At 68.4% G+C, this 20,683-nt stretch carries 17 protein-coding genes; 13 read left to right on the top strand and 4 right to left on the bottom strand.

Annotated features, from left to right (window positions below; translation table 11 throughout):
* Positions 1-2 precede the first annotated feature (2 nt).
* The 4 genes from NMN56_RS11890 (at position 3) to NMN56_RS11905 (ending at position 3,368) form a co-directional block, all read left to right on the top strand.
* Positions 3-1,241, top strand: coding sequence for a S8 family serine peptidase (locus NMN56_RS11890; protein WP_274044017.1), 1,239 nt, complete (start codon positions 3-5; stop codon positions 1,239-1,241).
* Positions 1,242-1,324: 83 nt separating this feature from the next.
* Positions 1,325-2,563 (top strand): S8 family serine peptidase, encoded by a 1,239-nt coding sequence (locus tag NMN56_RS11895; RefSeq protein WP_274044016.1) that lies wholly within the window; start codon positions 1,325-1,327, stop codon positions 2,561-2,563.
* A 76-nt stretch (positions 2,564-2,639) separates the two neighbouring features.
* Complete coding sequence (locus NMN56_RS11900; protein WP_274044015.1) at positions 2,640-2,996, top strand: WXG100 family type VII secretion target; 357 nt, start codon at positions 2,640-2,642, stop codon at positions 2,994-2,996.
* A 54-nt stretch (positions 2,997-3,050) separates the two neighbouring features.
* Positions 3,051-3,368, top strand: a complete 318-nt coding sequence (locus NMN56_RS11905) for a WXG100 family type VII secretion target (RefSeq protein WP_274044014.1) — start codon at positions 3,051-3,053, stop codon at positions 3,366-3,368.
* 180 nt (positions 3,369-3,548) lie between these two features.
* Here the strand turns inward: NMN56_RS11905 and NMN56_RS11910 are convergent, their stop codons facing one another.
* A complete protein-coding gene (locus NMN56_RS11910) occupies positions 3,549-3,779 on the bottom strand; it encodes a DUF397 domain-containing protein (RefSeq protein WP_274044013.1) in 231 nt (76 codons plus the stop codon).
* Positions 3,780-3,967: 188 nt separating this feature from the next.
* Positions 3,968-7,942, bottom strand: coding sequence for a type VII secretion protein EccCa (gene eccCa / locus NMN56_RS11915; RefSeq protein ID WP_274044012.1), 3,975 nt, complete (start codon positions 7,940-7,942; stop codon positions 3,968-3,970).
* Between the two features lie 363 nt (positions 7,943-8,305).
* Between eccCa and eccD the strand changes: the two genes are divergently transcribed.
* The 6 genes from eccD (at position 8,306) to NMN56_RS11945 (ending at position 15,406) form a co-directional block, all read left to right on the top strand.
* Positions 8,306-9,832: a type VII secretion integral membrane protein EccD gene (eccD, locus tag NMN56_RS11920; RefSeq protein WP_274044011.1), complete on the top strand. Its 1,527-nt coding sequence runs from the start codon at positions 8,306-8,308 to the stop codon at positions 9,830-9,832.
* Positions 9,833-9,924: 92 nt separating this feature from the next.
* On the top strand, positions 9,925-10,215 hold the full coding sequence (rpsO, locus tag NMN56_RS11925) for a 30S ribosomal protein S15 (RefSeq protein WP_430542540.1): 291 nt from the start codon (positions 9,925-9,927) through the stop codon (positions 10,213-10,215).
* Between the two features lie 283 nt (positions 10,216-10,498).
* Positions 10,499-12,745, top strand: coding sequence for a polyribonucleotide nucleotidyltransferase (locus NMN56_RS11930; RefSeq protein ID WP_274044010.1), 2,247 nt, complete (start codon positions 10,499-10,501; stop codon positions 12,743-12,745).
* Positions 12,742-14,124, top strand: a complete 1,383-nt coding sequence (locus tag NMN56_RS11935; RefSeq protein ID WP_274044009.1) for a M16 family metallopeptidase — start codon at positions 12,742-12,744, stop codon at positions 14,122-14,124. The genes NMN56_RS11930 and NMN56_RS11935 overlap by 4 nt, the downstream gene beginning before the upstream one ends.
* A 46-nt stretch (positions 14,125-14,170) precedes the next feature.
* A complete protein-coding gene (gene dapB / locus NMN56_RS11940; RefSeq protein ID WP_274044008.1) occupies positions 14,171-14,923 on the top strand; it encodes a 4-hydroxy-tetrahydrodipicolinate reductase in 753 nt (250 codons plus the stop codon).
* A gap of 18 nt (positions 14,924-14,941) precedes the next feature.
* Positions 14,942-15,406 carry a tetratricopeptide repeat protein gene (locus NMN56_RS11945; protein WP_274044007.1) on the top strand — a complete coding sequence of 155 codons (465 nt, stop codon included), beginning with the start codon at positions 14,942-14,944 and terminating at the stop codon, positions 15,404-15,406.
* On the opposite strand, the gene NMN56_RS11950 is transcribed toward NMN56_RS11945, so the two are convergent.
* Positions 15,372-15,938, bottom strand: a complete 567-nt coding sequence (locus NMN56_RS11950; protein WP_274044244.1) for a hypothetical protein — start codon at positions 15,936-15,938, stop codon at positions 15,372-15,374. The two genes, NMN56_RS11945 and NMN56_RS11950, sit on opposite strands and share 35 nt — an antisense overlap.
* Positions 15,939-16,037: 99 nt before the next feature.
* Complete coding sequence (locus tag NMN56_RS11955) at positions 16,038-16,277, bottom strand: hypothetical protein (RefSeq protein WP_274044006.1); 240 nt, start codon at positions 16,275-16,277, stop codon at positions 16,038-16,040.
* Positions 16,278-16,610: 333 nt separating this feature from the next.
* On the opposite strand from NMN56_RS11955, the gene thyX reads away from it, so the two are divergent.
* From thyX to NMN56_RS11970, 3 genes are all read left to right on the top strand, one after another.
* Positions 16,611-17,303: an FAD-dependent thymidylate synthase gene (gene thyX, locus NMN56_RS11960; RefSeq protein WP_430542550.1), complete on the top strand. Its 693-nt coding sequence runs from the start codon at positions 16,611-16,613 to the stop codon at positions 17,301-17,303.
* Positions 17,304-17,484: 181 nt separating this feature from the next.
* Positions 17,485-18,384, top strand: coding sequence for a 4-hydroxy-tetrahydrodipicolinate synthase (dapA, locus tag NMN56_RS11965; RefSeq protein WP_274044004.1), 900 nt, complete (start codon positions 17,485-17,487; stop codon positions 18,382-18,384).
* Positions 18,385-18,537: 153 nt separating this feature from the next.
* Positions 18,538-20,223: a ribonuclease J gene (locus NMN56_RS11970; protein WP_274044003.1), complete on the top strand. Its 1,686-nt coding sequence runs from the start codon at positions 18,538-18,540 to the stop codon at positions 20,221-20,223.
* Positions 20,224-20,683: the final 460 nt, after the last annotated feature.

A 20,683-nucleotide genomic window follows, 5' to 3' on the forward strand; every position in this document is an offset into this window, starting at 1 on the left:
GCTTGGCGATCAACGTAGGGACAGGAACGGGGGCCACGATGCGCCGGCGGATCGGGGCCGTGTTGGCGGCGGCGGGGGCGATGGCGGTTCTTCAGGCCGGCTTGGCCCCTGTGGCGCATGCGGACGGGGTGCAGGAGCAGCAGTGGTACCTGGACGCGATGCAGGCCGAGAAGATGTGGGAGGTCAGCACGGGCAAGGGTGTCAAGGTCGCCGTGGTCGACTCAGGTCTTGATTCCTCAACGCCTTCCTTGCGGGGCCAAGTCCTGCCGGGTAAGGATGTGTCGAGGCTGCCCGGGGGGACGGATACTGATAAGTCCGGTCATGGGACGACGATGGCGGAGCTGATCGCTGGGACTGGTAGGGCCGGGTCGTTGAAGGGACTTGCGCCTGACGCGAAGGTCATCCCCATCCGGGTCGCTCTGCAGGGGACTGATGGCAAGACCAGTTGGGACCCTCTTATCGCAGGTGTTCGGGCCGCTGCGGACACGGATGCCCAGATCATCAGTATGTCTATCGGTACTGACGCTCCAGATCCGCGTCTTTTGGATGCCGTCAAATTCGCAGCCAACAAGGGAAAGTTGTTCCTGGCATCCGCAGGCAACGACCGCAATAAGAAGAACTACGAGCATTTCCCTGCTGGCTTCCCCCATGCTGTTTCGGTTGCTGCCACGGATGAGACAGGTAAGGTCGCAGAATACTCCAATAGTGCGAGCGACGTCGATATAGCTGCTCCGGGGACGAATATCCCTGGTTGGTGGTGCGACAAGGCGAGGAAGCGCTATTGCGACCAGAACGGCGGCACCAGTGCTGCCACCGCTCTCGCCTCGGCTTCCGCGGCTCTCCTCTGGTCCAAGCATCCCGACTGGACCGCCAACCAGGTTCTCCGCGTCCTGTTGAACACGACAGGGTTGAAGGAGAAGCACATCAAGCCCAGTGTCTACCTCGGCCACGGAGCGGTCCGCCCAAGGGCCAATCTCCTGGAAGGCAAGGGTGATCCGGGTGATCCCGAGATCAGTCCTCTCACGAACAAGAAGCTTGGTCCTCCCGCGAAGAAGTCTTCCGGTTCCTCCAAGTCCGGGGACGCTGACGGTGTCCCGGACAAGGTGAAGGTGGCGGATTCGGCCGCCGGTGACGACAAGGGCAGCGTGGTGCTGCCTGTCGTCGGTGTAGGCGCAGGCGTGGTGGTCCTCGCAGGCGGTGGCTTCGCGATTGCTCGTATGAGGCGGAAGAGCGAGACGTGAGGCAGGGTGTGGGCGCAGCAGGTGAGAGAGCGCTGTCACGGCAGCGGTCCGGGAATGCGGTTGCCCGCACAGGTGCGCAGGGCTTGACGATCAACGTAGGGACAGGAACGGGGGCCACGATGCGCCGGCGGATCGGGGTCGTACTGGCGGCGGCAGGGGCGATGGCGGTTGTGCAGGCGGGGCTGGCGCCGGTCGCCCACGCGGCGGGGGTGCAGGAGAAGCAGTGGTACCTGGACGCGATGCAGATCCCGAAGATCTGGAAGGTCAGCACGGGCAAGGGAATCAAGGTCGCTGTGGTCGACACCGGAGTGGACGCGTCCACCACGTCCCTGCGAGGCCAGGTGCTTCCCGGTAAGACCCTTGTCGACGCTCCGGGCGACGAGAACAAGGACGACAACGGCCATGGAACCACCGCGGCGGAAATGATCGCGGGAACGGGGAAGGGCGGCACGCTGAAAGGCGTTGCCCCTGACGCGAAGATCCTGCCTTTCCGTGCGGGTGTCGAGGGCATCAAGGACATGAAGCGGGGGACGCTGGGTGGCCGTGAAGAGGCGGTCCGTGCCGCTGCGGACAGTGAAGCGAACATCATCTACATAGCCTTCAACGCGGCTCCGGGCGCGCAGATGGAGGACGCCCTCAAGTACGCGAGCAGCAAAGGGAAGTTGCTGATCGCGGGCGCGGGTGATGACGGAAACAACGGCAACTCCATGTCGAAGATCTACCCCGCCTCCCACCCGAACGTCGCGACGGTCGCCTCTACGGGGAAGACCGATTCCGTCTCGAAGTTCTCTTCGTACGGCGACTCGATCTCTCTCGCGGCTCCCGGCGAACAGCTCCCTGCCTGGTGTGACGCCAAGCGTGCGCGGTACTGCGCGGATGCTTCCGGGACGGGCTATTCCGCTGCCATTACTTCCGGCGCAGCCGCACTCGTCTGGGCCAAGCACCCGGACTGGACGGCCAATCAGGTACTCCGCGTACTGCTGGAGACGGCAGGCCGTTCGGAGGGCAAGAAGAACACCGTCAGCAAGTACATCGGGTACGGCGCTGTCCGTCCCCGTATGAATCTCCTGGAGGGGGAGGGCGATCCGGGCGCCCGGGACACACATCCCCTTACAGGAAAGAAAGTCCGGATTTCCGCACCGGACTTCGAGGACCGTAAGCCTTCGCAAGCGAACGAAACCGATACCCCTCGCAAGGCGAAGATGGCAGACTCCGCGTCGAACGACGGGAAAAGCCTGGTGCTGCCTCTCGTCGGGGTCGGGGCGGGGGTCGTGATTCTCGTGGGATGCGGCTTCGCGGTCGTACGCCTGAGGCGGAACTAGACGCGGCGCTGAATGCGTCGAAGTGAGAACAGGCTGTCCGCAGTGCGGGACGCAGCTGAAACGGAGGATGCAGTTCATGTCTGGCAAGCAGAAGCTAAGCCATGGTGAAGTAGTCCATTTCAAGGGCACTCTCGATGAGATCGGCGGGCAGTTGGAAGGGAACCTCCGGGCTCTCTCCCAGCTCATCGCCACCGCACAGGCCGGGTGGAAGGGCGCAGGTGGTGGCGCCTTCCGCGTGGCGCAGGAGCGCATCAACGACGACCACCGGGCGCTGCACAACCTTCTCTACGGCATCTACAACGCCGTGGACCAGACGCAGAAGGTCGGCTCCGGCAACGACGACTCGATCCTCGACGAGTTCAAGCGGATCGACATGAACGGCTCCGACCCCGGCGGCGCGGTTCCCGGCATGAGCAAGCTCAACGGCATTTAGCCGACCCCGTCCGGATCGGCAGTACCCCGCGCATCACTCTTGAAAGGAGACACCATGGCAGCCAGTTCTGGCGGCGACATGGTCATGGAAATCCATTACGCGACTGTTGAGCAGATCGCGGGCGACATCAAGGTGCGCCGCGAACTGCTGGACCGCCAGCTCGAAGCGCTGTGGGCGGCGGTCTCGAAGGTCGACGACGCGTGGGAAGGTGACGCGCGCGCCGCGTTCAACATCATCAAGAAGCAGTGGGACCAGCGCGTGCAGAGCCTGTCCTCGACGCTGACCCAGATGGAGACAAAGGTCCGTCAGGGCAACGACCAGTACCAGGCGACCGACCGTCATGCGGCGAAGTTTTTCGAGAACCTCGGGTAGGCGGAGACCCGCAGAGCCCTGCGGCATAACAGCAGCGGCAGCGCACGAGAAGGCGGCAGGGACCCTATGAGGGCCCTGCCGCCTTCTCACGTTTCCGAACACCGCTCCGACCGGCCCGACAGCGTCGGCTCGTGCAGCGCCGACTGCACACCGCTGACACCACTGACGCCCAGGGCCGACTCACATGATGTCGAACTCCCCGTCCCGCGCCCCCAGAACGAAGGCACGCCACTCCGCCTCCGTGTAGCGCAGCACCGTCTCCGGATCCTTCGAGTTCCGCATCGCGACGGCGCCGCCCGGCAGATGCGCGATCTCCACCCGCTCGTCCTCCGGGCCGCCCGGCGCGCTCTCCCACACGGCGTCGGAGATGTCCATCGCGTACAGCTCGTCCTTCTCCTGCTGGGTCCCCATCAGCGGGTGCTCCTCCCCTTGCTGTTCAGGGCTCCAGGAGCCCTCTGGTCACGCCGAAGATGTTCCCAGCCCGCCACCTGCCGGTCCAACCCACCGTGCCCCGGCCCGCACTGCTCTCCAACTCCCCACGGCCCCCCGACTCCAGCCCTCCGACGCGCACGACACCTCAAGCCCCGGCCTCCGTCACCTCACTGCTCCTCCGGCGACCACCCGATCTGCACCATCGGCGTCCCCCGCTTGCGGGAGACGAAGAAGCCTCGGCCGGGCGGCATCGGGCGGGGGCGTACGTTGCCGAGGATGTCGCCCTCGGAGGGGTCACCCGAGAGGACGACGCCCTGGGCGCCGAGTTCCTTGATACGGGTCATGAACGTTTCGAACATCGACCGTGAGGCCCCCGCCGAGCTGCGGGCGAGGATGAAGCGCACGCCCACGTCGCGTGCGAAGGGCAGGTGTTCGGTCAGGACGCCGAGCGGATTGCCGCTGGAGGTGGCGACGAGGTCGTAGTCGTCGACGATGATGAAGATCTTCGGGCCCGACCACCAACTGCGGTCCCTGAGCTGCTGCGGTGTGACGTCCGGCGCGGGGGCGCGGCGTGCCATGAGGTCGCGGAGCGCGCTCATGTGCGTCTCCATGGCGTTGGACATCGGCGCGTACTCAAGCAGGTGCGAGTCGGGGACGACGCTGAGCAGTGAGCGCCGGTAGTCGCCGACGACGATTTTCGCCTCGTCGCCGCTGTAGCGCTCGGTGATCTGCTTGGTCAGCAGCCGCAGCAGCGCCGTCTTGCCGGCCTCGCTCTCGCCGAAGATGAGGAAGAACGGGTCGGTCTCGAAGTCGACGAAGACCGGCTCCAGGTTGTTCTCGTCGATGGCGAACGCCAGGCCCCGCTCGGGGAAGTCGCCGCCGGAAGGCAGCTGGGCCGCCGCCAGCTCGCGCGGCAGGAGCCGTACGGCGGGTGCGGCGGGGCCCTGCCAGTGCTCGGTGACCGTGCGGCACATCGCCGCGGTGGCGTCGGAGATCTCCTCGTCCGACGAGACGCCGTCCATACGCGGGACACCGCCCATGAAGTGCTGCCTCTGCGGTGTCTGGCCGCGCCCCGGCATGCCGGTGGGCACATTGGCCGCCACCTTGCGGTCGAACTCGGAGTCCATGGTGTCGCCGAGCCGCAGTTCGAGGCGGTTGCCGAGGAGGTCCTTGAGCGCGGCGCGCACCTCCATGCTGCGGGAGGCGGTGACGACGAGGTGTACCCCGTAACCGAGGCCGCGCGTCGCGATGTCGTGGACGATGCCGTCCAGGCCCTCGTAGTCGTTACGGAAGTTGCCCCAGCCGTCGATCACGAGGAAGACGTCGCCCCAGGGCTGGTCGGTGATCTCGCCGCGCGCCCGCCGCCTGCGGTAGGTGGCGATGGAGTCGATGCCGTTGGCCCGGAAGTACTCCTCGCGCCGGTTGAGGATCCCGTAGACCTCGGCGACCGTACGGCGTACGCGTTCGGGGTCGAGCCGTGAGGCCGTGCCGCCCACATGGGGCAGGTCCGCGACGGCGGACATGCCGCCGCCGCCGAAGTCGAGCCCGTAGAACTGGACTTCGTGCGGGGTGTGGGTGAGCGCGAACGACGCGATCAGGGTGCGTACGAGCGTGGACTTGCCGGACTGCGGGCCACCGACGATCAGCATGTGGCCCGCGGCGCCCGAGAAGTCGCAGTAGAGCGGATCGCGCCGCTGCTCGAACGGCTTGTCGACGAGCCCGAGCGGCACGACGAGCTGCCCGAGCTTGGGGTAGCCGGGCACGGTCAGCCCGCGGCCCTGCACGGGCGCGAGTCCCGGCAGCAGTTCGTCCAGCGGCGCCGCGTTGTCCAGCGGGGGCAGCCACACCTGGTGTGCGGGCGTCCCCTGGCCCTCCAGCCGCCGTACGACCACGTCGAGCACGGTGTCGGCCAGCGCGTCGTCGTCGGCCCCTCCCAGGGGCTGCGCCGGGACGTAGGCGGTGTCCGGGTCGGGCTCCTGCACGGCCACGGGGGCAGCGGTGAACAGTACGGGCCGCCGGTTGGAGGGGAGCGGCCCCGTGTTCAGCTCCCCGGTGTCGCTGGAGCGGTAGACGCCGGAGACGTACGCGGCCTTGAAGCGTGTCATCTCGTCGGTGCCGAACTTCAGGTAGCCGGAGCCGGGAACGGACGGCAAGTGGTACGCGTCCGGCACGCCCAGCGCTGCGCGCGACTCGGCGGCCGAGAACGTCCGCAGCCCCACGCGGTAGGACAGATACGTCTCCAGACCCCGCAGCCTGCCCTCCTCCAGCCGCTGGGAGGCCAGCAGCAGATGCACACCCAGGGAACGGCCGATACGGCCGATCTGGATGAACATGTCGATGAAGTCGGGCTTGGCGGACAGGAGTTCGCTGAACTCGTCGATGACGAGCACCAGGGAAGGAATCGGGTCGTAAGCGGCGCCGGCCGCGCGCGCCTTCTCGTAGTCGTGGATGTTCGCGTAGTTGCCCGCGTCGCGCAGCATCTCCTGGCGCCGGTTCAGCTCGCCGCGGATCGAGTCGCCCATACGGTCGACCAGCGAGAGGTCGTCGGCGAGGTTGGTGATCACGGCGGCCACGTGCGGCATCTGGGACATCCCCGCGAACGTCGCACCGCCCTTGAAGTCCGCGAGCACGAAGTTGAGCGTCTCCGAGGAGTGCGTGACCGCGAGCCCGAGCACCAGGGTGCGCAGCAGCTCCGACTTGCCGGAACCGGTGGCGCCCACGCACAGCCCGTGCGGGCCCATGCCGTCCTGTGCGGCCTCCTTGAGGTCCAGCATCACCGGCTGGCCGTCCTCGCCCACGCCGATCGGCACCCGCAGCCGCTCCGCCTGCGAACGGGGCCGCCACGTACGGGTGACATCGACCGAGGCGGCGTCACCCAGGTTCAGCAGGTCGGTGAACTCCAGCTTCGCCAGCAGGGGTTCGTCGTTGTCACCGCCGGAACCGACCCGCAGCGGCGCGAGCTGCCGCGCCACCGCCTCGGCCGCCTCGTACGAGAGCGCGTCGGGCACCCCGTCGTAGACCAGGCCCTGCCCCGACTCCAGGCGCAGCGAGCGCGGTGAGACGACCACCGAGAGCCCGCCCCGCGCCACGTCGATGTCGCCGGGCACGACCTCCACCACGGTCACGCCCTGAAGGCCCTCGGGCGCTGCCAGCAGGGAGCTGGGCGGCACCGTCGTCCCGTCCAGCACCACCACGACGTGCGGCAGCTCCAGCAGCGGGTCGGCGCCCGCGTTGAACCGCGGGCGGCCCTCCAGCCGTGCGAGCAGGAGGTCCTCCAGCTCCAGCATGTTCGAGGCGATCAGCCGCCGCGTGCCCGCGCCGTCCGCGCTGTCCTTGGCCTGTGCGTGCGGCAGCCACTTCGCCCAGTCCCACGCGTGGTACGAGTCGCGCCCCGCAGCGATGGCGAGGACCAGGTCGTCGGGGGAGTGCATCGCGGTGAGTGAGCACACCAGGGACCGCGCCGACGCGTAGACCGACTCCGGGTCGCCGCTGACCGTCACGTGGTAGAAGGCCCGCAACGAGACCGCCATGGGCAGCCCGTCCAGCGTCGCGTGGGTGTTGAGGAACTGGTGCATGGCGCCGGCCGACAGCGGCTCCAGCTCGTCGACGGGCGCCGTCTCCGGCGCCACCAGCGGCGTCGCCAGCTGCTGCGCGCCCAGCCCGACCCGTACCTGCCCGAAGTCCTCGTCCGACGCGCGCCGTTCCCACACCCGGCTGCCCTCGGCGACCAGCGACCACAGCTGGTCGGGAGAGGGGTGCAGATAGAACTGCGCGTCGCGCTGCTTGAGCGCCGTCTTGCGGACGGTACGGCGGGTCTGCGCGAGGTACTTGAGGTAGTCGCGGCGCGTCTGCGCCAGCTCTCCCTGGGTGCCCCTGCGGAACCGTACGGCCATCGCGACGACCATGCCGACCGTCGAGGCCAGCATCACCACGCCCATGATCCGCATCATGGGGTGGGTGTTCATCCCCGGCATGAAGAAGAACATGCTGGACCCGCCCATGCCGAGCATGGGCAGGATCTGCATCAGCATGCCCTCCTGTTGCCCGCGAGGCAGCTCCGGTGGGGCCTCCATGCGGAGGTCCTCATCGGGCACTTCGGGAGGCAACGCCCGAGGCGGACGCTTGACGACGATCTGGGTCACTCGCGCACCAATTCCCTCGTGCGGAAAGGACATTCGGTGCCGGCGCCCCCGTGGCGACGGTCTCCCTCCGCGGCAGGCGATCCTAGTGGCACCGTGCGTTGACGGGGAGCGGTAGGGTGTCGCGCGCTGCTGGCGTGACCACGTCGAGGGCCCGAACGGGCCCCGGAGGAGCGGTCACAGAGGCCGGAGCGGGCCGGAAGGCGGTACCGACCCGGGCGGCCCCGGACATACCGACCAGCCCGGACGGAACCGGCCAGCCAGGGAAGACCCGACCAGCCCGGAAAGACCCGGGCACACAGAGCCGAGCGGGCCGCAGGGCCCGGCAGGCTCCCAGCCCGACAGGCGTTCAAGGGGGACACACAGGTGAGTACGACGGCTTCCGCTGCGGCCACCGGACCCGGCAGGGGCCCGGGCACCGGAGGCGCCCCGGGACAGAACGGTCCCTCAGGGGCTGGGCCCGGGGCCGCCATGGACACCGGCTTCTGCCGCGTGACCATCGTCGCGCCCGACAGCCGGATCGACGTCGCGCTCCCCGAGGACATCCCGGTCGCCGACATCTATCCGGAGATCCTCCGCCTCTCCGGCCAGAGCCCGGCCGAGGGCGCACCCGTCGGCTACCACCTGGTGCGCCGCGACGGCACCGTCCTGGACAGCTCGCGCTCCTTCCTGGCGCAGCGCATCCTCGACGGCGAGGTGCTCAGCCTGCGGCCGTTCGCCGAGTCGCTGCCGCCCGCCGTCTTCGACGACGTGTCCGACGCCGTCGCCTCGGCGGTCACCCGCGACCGCAAGCTGTGGGGCGACAGCATGATGCGCGCCGCCGGGCTCATCGGCGGATCCGTACTGCTCGTCCTCATGGCGGCCGTGCTGTGGTTCTCCGACCCGGCCGCGCACGACATGCACGGCCTCTCCGGAGTGCTCGCCGGCGTCGTCGGCGTCCTGCTGGTCGCGCTCGCCGCCGTACGCGCCCGCGTCTACGACGACCGGCCCACCACCATCGCGCTCGGTCTCGGCGCCATGCCGCACCTGATGGTCGCCGGCACGGGGCTGCTGCCCCTGCCCGAGGGGCACGGCATCGGCAGGCTCCAGTTCCTGCTGGGCTGCGTGGCCGTCCTCCTGGCGGCTGCCGTCCTCATCGCGCTGACCCCCAACGGCGACGGTCCCTTCGTCGCCGCCGCCTTCACGGCCACCGTCGGCACCCTGATCACGTTCATCGCGATCGTCACCGACATCAGCGCTCTGGAGACCGCCTCCATCTGCGCACCGGTGGCAGTCGGAATCCTCGCCTTCCTGCCGGGCCTCTCCACACGCTTCGCGCGGCTGCCCATCGGGTTCGAGACGACGCGTACGACGATGACGGACTACGACACCGACCCGGACGCGACCCCCGAGACCCAGGGCCCCATCGATGCCGAGCGCATCGCGGCGCAGGCCCGCAGGGGCCACGAGATGCTGGTCGGTCTCGTCGGCGGCTGCGCTGCCGTCGTCACCGTCTCCTGCACCGTACTGAGCTTCTCCAGCTCCGGCTGGGGCCAGCTCCTCGTCCTGGCGACCGGCATCGCGATGCTGCTGCGCGCCCGCCTCTTCCGCTACACCTCACAGGTGAGCTGCTCGCTCGTGGCGGGCCTGACCGCGCTCGTGCTGCTCGGTGTCGGCCTCGCGCTCGACTTCCCCGTGGAGGGGAACGCCGTGCGCACGGTCTGGCTCACCGCGTCCTTCGCGCTGGCCGCCATGCTGGTCATCGGGATCGGCCTGACCGTTCCGAACAAGGGTGTGACACCGTTCTGGGGCCGTTTCCTGGAGATCCTGGAGACCTTCGTCCTGCTCACGCTGGTCCCGCTGTGCCTCGCGGTGATGAACGTCTACTCCGCTGCCCGCAGTCTCACCAGTTAGCCACTGATACTCTGGACCGGCCTCCCGAGTATCGAAGCATCCCTTGTGAAGAAGACCAGGGGCGCTCGGCGGCCAGAATCCTAGGAGTACGAGTGTCGTCTCTCGACGCCGCGACCAAGAAGCAGATCATGACCGAGTTCGCCACCAAGGAGGGTGACACCGGCTCCCCCGAGGTGCAGGTGGCCCTGCTGTCGCGCCGGATCAGTGACCTGACCGAGCACCTGAAGCTCCACAAGCACGACCACCACTCGCGCCGCGGTCTGCTCCTGCTGGTCGGCCAGCGCCGTCGCCTGCTCCAGTACCTCGCCAAGAAGGACATCCAGCGCTTCCGTGTGCTGGTCGAGCGCCTCGGCATCCGCCGCGGCGCGGCGGGCGCCCGCTGACAGATGCGAAAGGGAGCGGTTCCCGGACCGGGGGCCGCTCCCTTCGACGTATCGAAGTACATCCATGTCTCGCGTGACAGTGAAGCTTTGTAGTCTTGTCACGTGAGGACTCACACACTCACAGTACGAGGTTGAGCGTCCCCCGACGCCGGTCCTCGGTAGTGGCCCCCGGACAGAACACACCCCGGGAGCTTCGATCGAAGACCGGCCCGCACTGGGAGCGCTCCGCCGAAGACGGTCCCCCGCCACACGGGCGGAGGACGCAGACGAGGAGATTTTCCTGGTGGAGAACGAGACCCACTACACCGAAGCCGTGATCGACAACGGCACTTTCGGTACCCGCACCATCCGCTTCGAGGCGGGCCGCCTTGCCCAGCAGGCAGCAGGCTCCGCCGTGGCGTACCTGGACGACGACACCATGGTGCTGTCGGCCACGACCGCTTCCAAGCACCCCAAGGACCAGCTCGACTTCTTCCCGCTGACGGTGGACGTCGAGGAGCGGATGTACGCAGCCGGGAAGATTCCCGGCTCGTTCTTCCGCCGTGAGGGCCGGCCGTCCGAGGACGCGATCCTCACCTGCCGCCTGATCGACCGCCCGCTGCGCCCGTCCTTCAAGAAGGGCCTGCGCAACGAGATCCAGGTCGTCGAGACGATCATGGCGCTCAACCCCGACCACCTGTACGACGTGGTCGCGATCAACGCCGCCTCCTGCTCCACGCAGCTGGCCGGGCTGCCCTTCTCGGGCCCGATCGGTGGCACCCGCGTGGCCCTCATCAAGGGCCAGTGGGTCGCCTTCCCGACGCACTCCGAGCTGGAGGAAGCCGTCTTCGACATGGTCATCGCCGGCCGTGTCCTGGAGGACGGCGACGTCGCGATCATGATGGTCGAGGCCGAGGCGACCGAGAAGACCATCGAGCTGGTCAGCGGTGGTGCCGAGGCCCCGACCGAGGAGATCGTCGCGGCCGGCATCGACGCCGCCAAGCCCTTCATCAAGGTGCTGTGCAAGGCCCAGGCGGACCTGGCGGCGAAGGCCGCCAAGCCCACCGGCGAGTTCCCGATCTTCCTGGACCACCAGGACGACGTCCTGGAGGCGCTGACCTCCGCCGTCCGTGACGAGCTGGCCCAGGCCCTCACCATCGGCGGCAAGCAGGAGCGCGAGAGCGAGCTGGACCGCGTCAAGGCGCTGGCCGCCGAGAAGCTGCTGCCGCAGTTCGAGGGGCGCGAGAAGGAGATCTCCGCGGCGTACCGTTCGCTGACCAAGAGCCTGGTCCGTGAGCGCGTCATCAAGGAGAAGACCCGTATCGACGGCCGCGGCGTCACGGACATCCGTACGCTCGGTGCCGAGGTCGAGGCCATCCCGCGCGTGCACGGCTCGGCGCTGTTCGAGCGCGGTGAGACCCAGATCCTGGGCGTCACCACGCTGAACATGCTGCGCATGGAGCAGCAGCTGGACACCCTCTCCCCGGTGACTCGCAAGCGGTACATGCACAACTACAACTTCCCGCCCTACTCCACCGGTGAGACCGGCCGCGTCGGCTCCCCGAAGCGCCGCGAGATCGGCCACGGCGCGCTCGCCGAGCGCGCACTCGTGCCGGTGCTGCCGACGCGCGAGGAGTTCCCCTACGCGATCCGCCAGGTCTCCGAGGCGCTGGGCTCCAACGGCTCGACGTCCATGGGCTCGGTCTGCGCCTCGACCATGTCGCTGCTGAACGCCGGTGTGCCGCTCAAGGCCCCCGTCGCCGGTATCGCCATGGGCCTCATCTCCCAGGAGATCGAGGGGGAGACGCACTACGTCACCCTGACCGACATCCTCGGTGCCGAGGACGCCTTCGGCGACATGGACTTCAAGGTCGCGGGCACCAAGCAGTTCGTGACGGCGCTCCAGCTCGACACCAAGCTGGACGGCATCCCCGCCTCGGTCCTGGCCGCGGCGCTGAAGCAGGCCCGTGACGCGCGTCTGCACATCCTCGACGTGATGAACGAGGCCATCGACGTCCCGGACGAGATGTCCCCGAACGCCCCGCGGATCATCACCGTGAAGATCCCCGTGGACAAGATCGGCGAGGTCATCGGCCCGAAGGGCAAGATGATCAACCAGATCCAGGAGGACACGGGCGCCGACATCACGATCGAGGACGACGGCACCATCTACATCGGTGCCTCCGACGGTCCGGCAGCCGAGGCGGCGCGTGCCACGATCAACGGCATCGCCAACCCGACGATGCCCGAGGTCGGCGAGCGTTACCTCGGTACGGTCGTCAAGACCACCACCTTCGGCGCGTTCGTCTCGCTGCTCCCGGGCAAGGACGGTCTGCTGCACATCTCGCAGATCCGCAAGCTCGCCGGCGGCAAGCGCGTGGAGAACGTCGAGGACGTCCTCGGCGTCGGCCAGAAGGTCCAGGTCGAGATCGCCGAGATCGACCAGCGCGGCAAGCTCTCCCTCATCCCCGTCATGGACGACGAGGAGTCCGAGAGCGGCTCCGAGAGCGCCGAGAACGGGTCCGACAGCGAGGACGAGTCCGCCAAGTGACGAGCCCGTCCCGTACGACGGCCCGCCCCACCGCACAGGAGGGGCGGGCCGTCGCCCGTACCAAGACGCTGCTGAAGGGCGAGGACGGTGCGGGCACCGTCCGCAAGACCGTGCTGCCCGGCGGCCTGCGCATCGTCACCGAGACCCTGCCGACCGTGCGCTCCGCCACCTTCGGCATCTGGGCGCACGTCGGCTCCCGCGACGAGACCCCGGCGCTCAACGGCGCCACCCACTACCTCGAACACCTGCTCTTCAAGGGCACCAAGCGCCGCAGCGCGCTGGAGATCTCCTCGGCGCTGGACGCCGTCGGCGGCGAGATGAACGCCTTCACCGCCAAGGAGTTCACCTGCTACTACGCGCGCGTTCTCGACAACGACCTGCCGCTGGCCATCGACGTCGTCTGCGACATGCTCACGGGCTCGGTCATCGACCCCGCCGAGGTCGAGGCCGAACGCGGCGTGATCCTCGAAGAGATCGCCATGACGGAGGACGACTCGGGCGACGTCGTGCACGATCTGTTCGCACACGCGATGTTCGGCGACTCCCCGCTCGGCCGCCCCGTCCTGGGCACCGTCGACACCGTCAACGCGCTCACCCGTGACCGCGTGGCGCGCTTCTACAAGAAGCACTACGACCCGACGCGCCTGGTCGTCGCCGCCGCGGGGAACGTCGACCACGCGAAGGTGGTGCGGCAGGTACGCGCCGCCTTCGACCGCGCGGGCGCCCTGGCACGGACCGAGGGCGCCGAGCCGGTCGGCCCCCGCTCGGGCACGCGCACGATCCGGCCGGGTGGCCGCGTCGAAGTACTCGACCGCCCCACCGAGCAGGCACACGTCGTACTGGGCATGCCCGGTGTCTCCCGCAACGACGAGCGCCGCTGGCCGCTGGCTGTGCTGAGCGCCGCGCTCGGCGGCGGCATGAGTTCCCGCCTCTTCCAGGAGATCCGCGAGAAGCGCGGGCTCGCCTACAGCACGTACGCGTACACCTCGGGCTTCGCCGACTGCGGGCTCTTCGGCGTCTACGCGGGCTGCCGCCCCAGCCAGGTACCAGATGTGCTGAAGATCTGCCGCGAGGAGCTCGACCAGGTCGTCAGGTCGGGGCTCACCGACGACGAAGTGCGCCGCGCCATAGGCCAGATGTCGGGTTCGACCGTGCTCGGCCTGGAGGACACCGGCGCGCTGATGCACAGGATAGGCAAGAGCGAGGTGTGCTGGGGCGAGCAGATGTCCGTCGACGACATGCTCGCCAAGATCTCCGCCGTCACGCCCGACGACATCCGCGAGGTCGCCCGTGACGTGCTCGACCAGCGTCCCTCGCTGGCGGTCATCGGCTCGCTCAACGACCGCCAGACCTCACATCTGCACGCGGCCGTCTCCTGACGGCACCCCGCTTCTCCCACCCGTCATCAGGTAAGGAACGAGCAAGATGAGCAAGCTGCGCGTAGCCGTCCTCGGCGCCGGGGGACGGATGGGCTCCGAGGCCGTACGGGCCGTGGAGGGCGCCGACGACATGGAGCTGGTGGCCGCGCTCGGCAGCGCGGACTCGCGCAACGCACTCACCGAGGCGGGCGCCCAGGTCGCCGTCGACCTCACCCGTCCCGACTCGGTCATGGGGAACCTGGAGTTCTGCGTCGCCAACGGCATCCACGCCGTCGTCGGCACCACCGGGTGGACCGAAGAGCGCCTGGAGTCCCTGCGCGGCTGGCTCGCCGCCTCCCCGGGAACGGGCGTGCTCATCGCCCCCAACTTCGGCATCGGCGCCGTGCTGACCATGCGCTTCGCCCAGCAGGCCGCCAGGTTCTTCGAATCGGTCGAGGTCGTCGAGCTGCACCACCCCGGCAAGGCCGACGCACCCAGCGGCACCGCCGTGCGTACGGCCCAGCTCATCGCTCAGGCTCGCGAGGACGCCGAGCTGCCCACACAGCCCGATGCCACCGCCACGGCGCTGGACGGGGCACGCGGTGCCGACGTGGACGGCGTTCCGGTGCACGCCGTACGGCTGCGCGGGCTCGTCGCGCACCAGGAGGTGCTCTTCGGCGACGAGGGGGAGACGCTCACCATCCGGCACGACTCGCTGCACCGCTCGTCCTTCATGCCGGGCGTGCTGCTCGGCGTCCGCAAGGTGCCCGGGACACCGGGACTCACCTTCGGGCTGGAGCACTTCCTCGACCTGGACTGACGAAAGCCTGAGCACCACGTGCGCGCAAAGATCACCTATTTCGTACTCGCCGCCGTCCTGGTCGTCTACTTCGTCCTGGTCGGCAGCCGCGGCGTCCTGCTCATCCAGCAGGGCACCGCGATCACGGTCGCCTTCGGCATCGCGGTGTTCGTCCTGCCCTTCATCGGCGCCTGGTTCCTGTGGCACACCACCCAGTTCGCGCGCCGGGCCAACCGCCTGGCGCGCGTGCTGGAAGCCGAGGGCGGACTGCCTCCCGACGAGCTGAAGCGCACTCCCGCGGGGCGGATCGACAGGGATTCGGCGGATGCCGTCTTCGCGCGGCGCAGGGCCGAGACCGAGGAGGCACCCGACGACTGGCGCTCCTGGTTCCGCCTGGCCGTGGCCTACCACGACGCGCGCGACACCCCTCGTGCCCGCAAGGCGATGCAGCACGCCATCTCGCTGCACGCTAGCGCCGGGACTCGGCCGCCCAGCTCTCGATGACGTCGGCGGCCCGGTCGAACGCCTCGGGCCGCGCCAGGAAGTCTGCGTTGTGGCTGGTGAGCAGCGTCTGCGGCTCCAGCACCCCCGCGTCCCCGTCGCCGGCGCGTATGAGTGTCAGCGCCTGACCCTGCACGGTGCGCGGCATCCCGAGCCAGTTCACGGGCCGCTGCACGGTGTTGAGGGTGCCGACGTCGTGCCAGCGCAGTGTCGTCGTACGGACGAGGCCGGCCTGGCGCAGCCCGTGGGCGCTGACCCATACACCGGCCCTGAGCAGCCGCAGCGCGAACACGATGACAAGGGCGGCGGCAACCGCGCAGAGGCCCGCGCTCGGCAGGGCGCCGGCGAGGGCGATGATCAGCGCGGAGAACAGCATGTAGGACGCGAGCAGAAGCAGCAGCGCGCCGCCCGCCACCCGCCACGGGCCGGGGCGGTACGGGCGTCTCCAGCGGTCACGGTCGGCGTGCGGCAGGGTCACCGTCTGGGCCGCGAGTGCGTCCGTCTCGCGGTCGGCCGTCAGGAAGGGCAGGGGCACGGAAGGGTCCTCGCTCACAACAGGGGCTGTGAGCGGTGAGATTAGCGAGGCGCGGGTGACCCGGCCACCCCCGGGTGGCCACCCGGGGGTGGCCGCGGCTCAGCGGCGCTCGGCCGCTGCGGGGTTCTCGTTCCGCAGGCTGTGGTCGTTCTGCTGAAGAGCGGGCGTTCCCAGCATGACGGCACCCACGAGCCCGGCGACGATGGTCAGCCCCACCAGAGCACTTCCCGCGACCTCGCCGAAGCTGCGGCGAGGCGGGGCAGGCGGGGCGACATTACTGCGGAACCGGTCGGCCTCTGCGACGAAGGCGAACGGCACTGTCTCTCCGCGGCGGAACATGACTGACGCTCCTGAAATCGGTCTGAGCTGAGGAATCGTTCTGGGCTGTTAAAGGAGAAACGTCCGAGCTGGCGCTGGAGTGCCCGCTCGGTACGGGCTCATGTGAAAAATATCAACCGGCGCGACTCGGTATGACACCGGGGGTGCCCTTTCTTCGGACTGAGTCCCTTTTGTCACTCAAAGTCCGCACAGCGCCTCCGGCACCCCAGGCAGGCGACTCCGGCCGCCGTCGGTACGTCCCCGTAGGCTTGGCGCGCTCTGGCACTCGTACGTGGAAGGACCCCGCAGGTGACCGACACCGCCGCCCCGACAGCCCCCAGTTTCCGCAGCGACATGACCGTCGAGCTGGTCAAGCACAGTGCGTCGGACACCGATGTGCTCTGGGCGGCCCGGGTCTCCACCGCCGGCGAGCAGTCCCTGGAGGAGCTGAGCAAGGACCCGGAGCGCTCCAAGGGGTTGATCAACTACCTGATGCGCGACCGCCACGGCAGCCCGTTCGAGCACAACTCGATGACCTTCTTCGTCAGCGCGCCGCTCTTCGTCTTCCGTGAGTTCCACCGCCACCGCGTCGGCTGGTCCTACAACGAGGAATCGGGTCGCTACCGTCAGCTCCAGCCGGTCTTCTACGTCCCCGACACCTCGCGCAAACTGGTCCAGCAGGGCCGTCCCGGCAAGTACGAGTTCGTCGAGGGCACCCCTGAGCAGCACAAGCTGACCAGCCGCGCCATGGAGGACTCCTACGGCCGGGCGTACGAGACCTACCAGGAGATGCTCGCCGGTGGCGTGGCACGCGAAGTCGCCCGCGCCGTACTGCCGGTGGGGCTCTACTCATCGATGTACGCGACCTGCAACGCCCGCTCGCTGATGCACTTCCTGGGGCTGCGCACCCAGCACGAGCAGGCCAAGGTCCCCAGCTTCCCGCAGCGCGAGATCGAGATGGTCGGCCAACAGATGGAGGAGCAGTGGGCCAAGCTCATGCCGCTGACCCACGCCGCCTTCAACGCCAACGGTCGCGTGGCGCCCTGAGCAGCGCGCCCGGTGTCCGTATTGCACCGTTTAAGGAACTTCATCTAGGGTGATGAAGCGGTCTCGGCACTGTCTGAACCCCCGAGCAGGCAGTGCCGGGGCCCCCGACTTTCCGCCCCTCGCCGTCCATCCTCAGCCCCGAGCGAGCGTCGCGGGGTGGGCTGCGAGTAGCGTGGACCCCATGGCTCCGACCTCCACACCGCAGACGCCCTTCGGGCGGGTCCTGACCGCGATGGTCACGCCGTTCACAGCGGACGGTGCGCTTGACCTCGACGGCGCGCAGCAGCTCGCTGCCCACCTGGTGGATTCCGGCAATGACGGCATCGTCGTCAACGGCACCACCGGAGAGTCCCCGACCACCAGCGATGTGGAGAAAGCCAAGATCGTCCAAGCTGTCGTGGAGGCAGTCGGCGACCGGGCACACGTCGTGGCCGGAGCGAGCACCAACGACACGGCGCACAGCCGGGAGCTTGCCGCCGCCGCCGCGAAGGCAGGCGCACACGGCCTCCTCGCCGTGACGCCGTACTACAGCAAGCCCCCGCAAGAGGGGCTCTTCCGCCACTTCACGGCGATCGCGGATGCGACCGACCTGCCGGTGATGCTCTACGACATCCCGGGCCGCAGCGGCGTCCCGATCAACACCGAAACTCTTGTACGCCTCGCGGAGCACCCCCGCATCGTGGCCAACAAGGACGCCAAGGGCGACCTCGGCCGCGCCAGCTGGGCCATCGCCACCAGTGGACTCGCCTGGTACAGCGGCGACGACATGCTCAACCTGCCGCTGCTCTCCGTCGGCGCCGTCGGCTACGTCTCCGTGGTCGGCCACCTCGTCGCACCCGAGCTGCGCTCCATGCTGGACGCGCACCTGAGCGGCGATGTCGCCAAGGCCACCGAGATCCACCAGAAGCTGCTGCCGGTCTTCACCGGCATGTTCCGCACGCAGGGCGTCATCACCACGAAGGCGGCACTCACACTCCAGGGCCAGCCCGCAGGACGGCTGCGCCTCCCGCTGGTCGAGCTGTCACCGGAGGAAACCGAGCAGCTCAAGCACGACCTGGCCCACGGCGGGGTACACCTGTAGGCCACAGACTTCACAACTGCATATCGCCGGAAAACGGCAAGTGCACGACCCCATGCAAGCAACAAGCACGACACGTACGTCTGCGTACGCATCATGAATATCGCGCGCCACGTGCCCAGGCGGGTGCGTGGCGCGCGTGGTAAGGAGAGTCTTTTGAGTCATCCGCATCCCGAGCTCGGCCCCCCGCCGAAGCTCCCTGAGGGTGGCCTCCGCGTCACCCCCCTGGGTGGCCTCGGCGAGATCGGCCGCAATATGACCGTCTTCGAATACGGCGGCCGGCTGCTCATCGTCGACTGCGGCGTCCTCTTCCCCGAGGAGGAACAGCCCGGCATCGACCTGATCCTCCCGGACTTCACCTCGATCCGGGACCGCCTCGACGACATCGACGGCATCGTGCTCACGCACGGCCACGAGGACCACATCGGCGGCGTCCCCTACCTCCTCCGCGAGAAGCCGGACATCCCGCTGATCGGCTCCAAGCTGACCCTCGCGCTGATCGAGGCCAAGCTCCAGGAGCACCGGATCAGGCCGTACACCCTCGAAGTCGAGGAGGGCCACCGCGAACGCATCGGCCCGTTCGACTGCGAGTTCGTCCCGGTCAACCACTCCATCCCGGACGCTCTCGCCGTCGCCATCCGCACCCCCGCCGGCATGGTGGTCCACACCGGCGACTTCAAGATGGACCAGCTCCCGCTCGACGGCCGCCTCACCGACCTGCGTGCCTTCGCACGCCTCGGCGAGGAGGGCATCGACCTGCTGCTGAGCGACTCGACCAACGCCGAGGTCCCCGGCTTCGTGCCGCCCGAGCGTGACATCTCCGGGGTGCTGCGGCAGGTCTTCTCCAGCGCCCAGAAGCGCATCATCGTCGCGAGCTTCGCCAGCCATGTGCACCGCATCCAGCAGATCCTGGACGCGGCGCACGAACACGGCCGCCGCGTCGCCTTCGTAGGCCGCTCCATGGTCCGCAACATGGGCATCGCACGGGACCTCGGTTACCTCAAGGTCCCCGGCGGGCTGGTCGTCGACGTCAAAACGCTCGACGACCTCCCCGACGACGAGATCGTGCTGGTCTGCACCGGCTCCCAGGGCGAGCCGATGGCGGCTCTCTCCCGGATGGCCAACCGCGACCACCAGATCCGCATCGTCCAGGGCGACACCGTGATCCTGGCGTCCTCCCTCATCCCGGGCAACGAGAACGCGGTCTACCGCGTGATCAACGGCCTGACCCGCTGGGGCGCGCATGTCGTCCACAAGGGCAACGCCAAGGTCCACGTCTCCGGCCACGCCTCGGCAGGCGAGCTGCTGTACTTCTACAACATCTGCCAGCCGAAGAACCTGATGCCGGTGCACGGCGAATGGCGCCACCTGCGTGCCAACGCCGAACTCGGCGCCAAGACAGGCGTGCCGCACGACCGCATCGTCATCGCGGAAGACGGCGTCGTCGTCGACCTGGTCGAGGGCAAGGCCAAGATCACCGGCAAGGTCCAGGCCGGATACGTCTACGTCGACGGGCTCTCCGTCGGCGACGTCACCGAGTCCTCGCTCAAGGACCGTCGCATCCTCGGCGACGAGGGCATCATCTCGATCTTCATCGTGGTCGACAGCACCAGCGGGAAGATCGTGGGAGGCCCGCACGTGCAGTCCCGGGGCTCCGGCATCGACGACGCGGCCTTCGCCGCTGTCATGCCGAAGATCGACGAAGTGCTGGCCAAGTCGGCCCAGGACGGCGTCGCCGAGTCCCACCAACTCCAGCAGTTGGTACGCAGGACGGTCGGAAAGTGGGTGTCGGACACCTACCGCCGGCGCCCGATGATCCTCCCCGTGGTCGTCGAGGTCTGACGGCCCGGACGAGCGGGGCGCCTCGATTTGCCTCCAGGCGCCCCGCTCCAGTACGTTTACATCTCCACCGCAACGGGAACCCGAGTCGCTCTGCGTCTCGCGGTACACCGGGGCCAGGAATCCAAGAAAGACTCGGAAACGAGTCGGGAAAAGATTCTGGTAAGGTTGGAGACACCGAAAGGGAAAGCCCGGAGGAAACCCGGAAGGGAATCCAAAGGAAGCGTCCGTTCTTTGAGAACTCAACAGCGTGCCAAAAGTCAACGCCAGATATGTTGATACCCCGACCTGCCAGTTGATCTGGTGGGTTGAGGTTCCTTTGAAAAAGTCCCTCCCTTGTGGAGGGCGATCAGCGAGGACGCTGTGAACCGGGGGATTATTCCTCTCCTGGTTCCGCTCTTCCGCGAATGAAGCATTCACGGAGAGTTTGATCCTGGCTCAGGACGAACGCTGGCGGCGTGCT

This window comes from Streptomyces iconiensis, assembly GCF_028657195.3.
Lineage (GTDB): Bacteria > Actinomycetota > Actinomycetes > Streptomycetales > Streptomycetaceae > Streptomyces > Streptomyces iconiensis.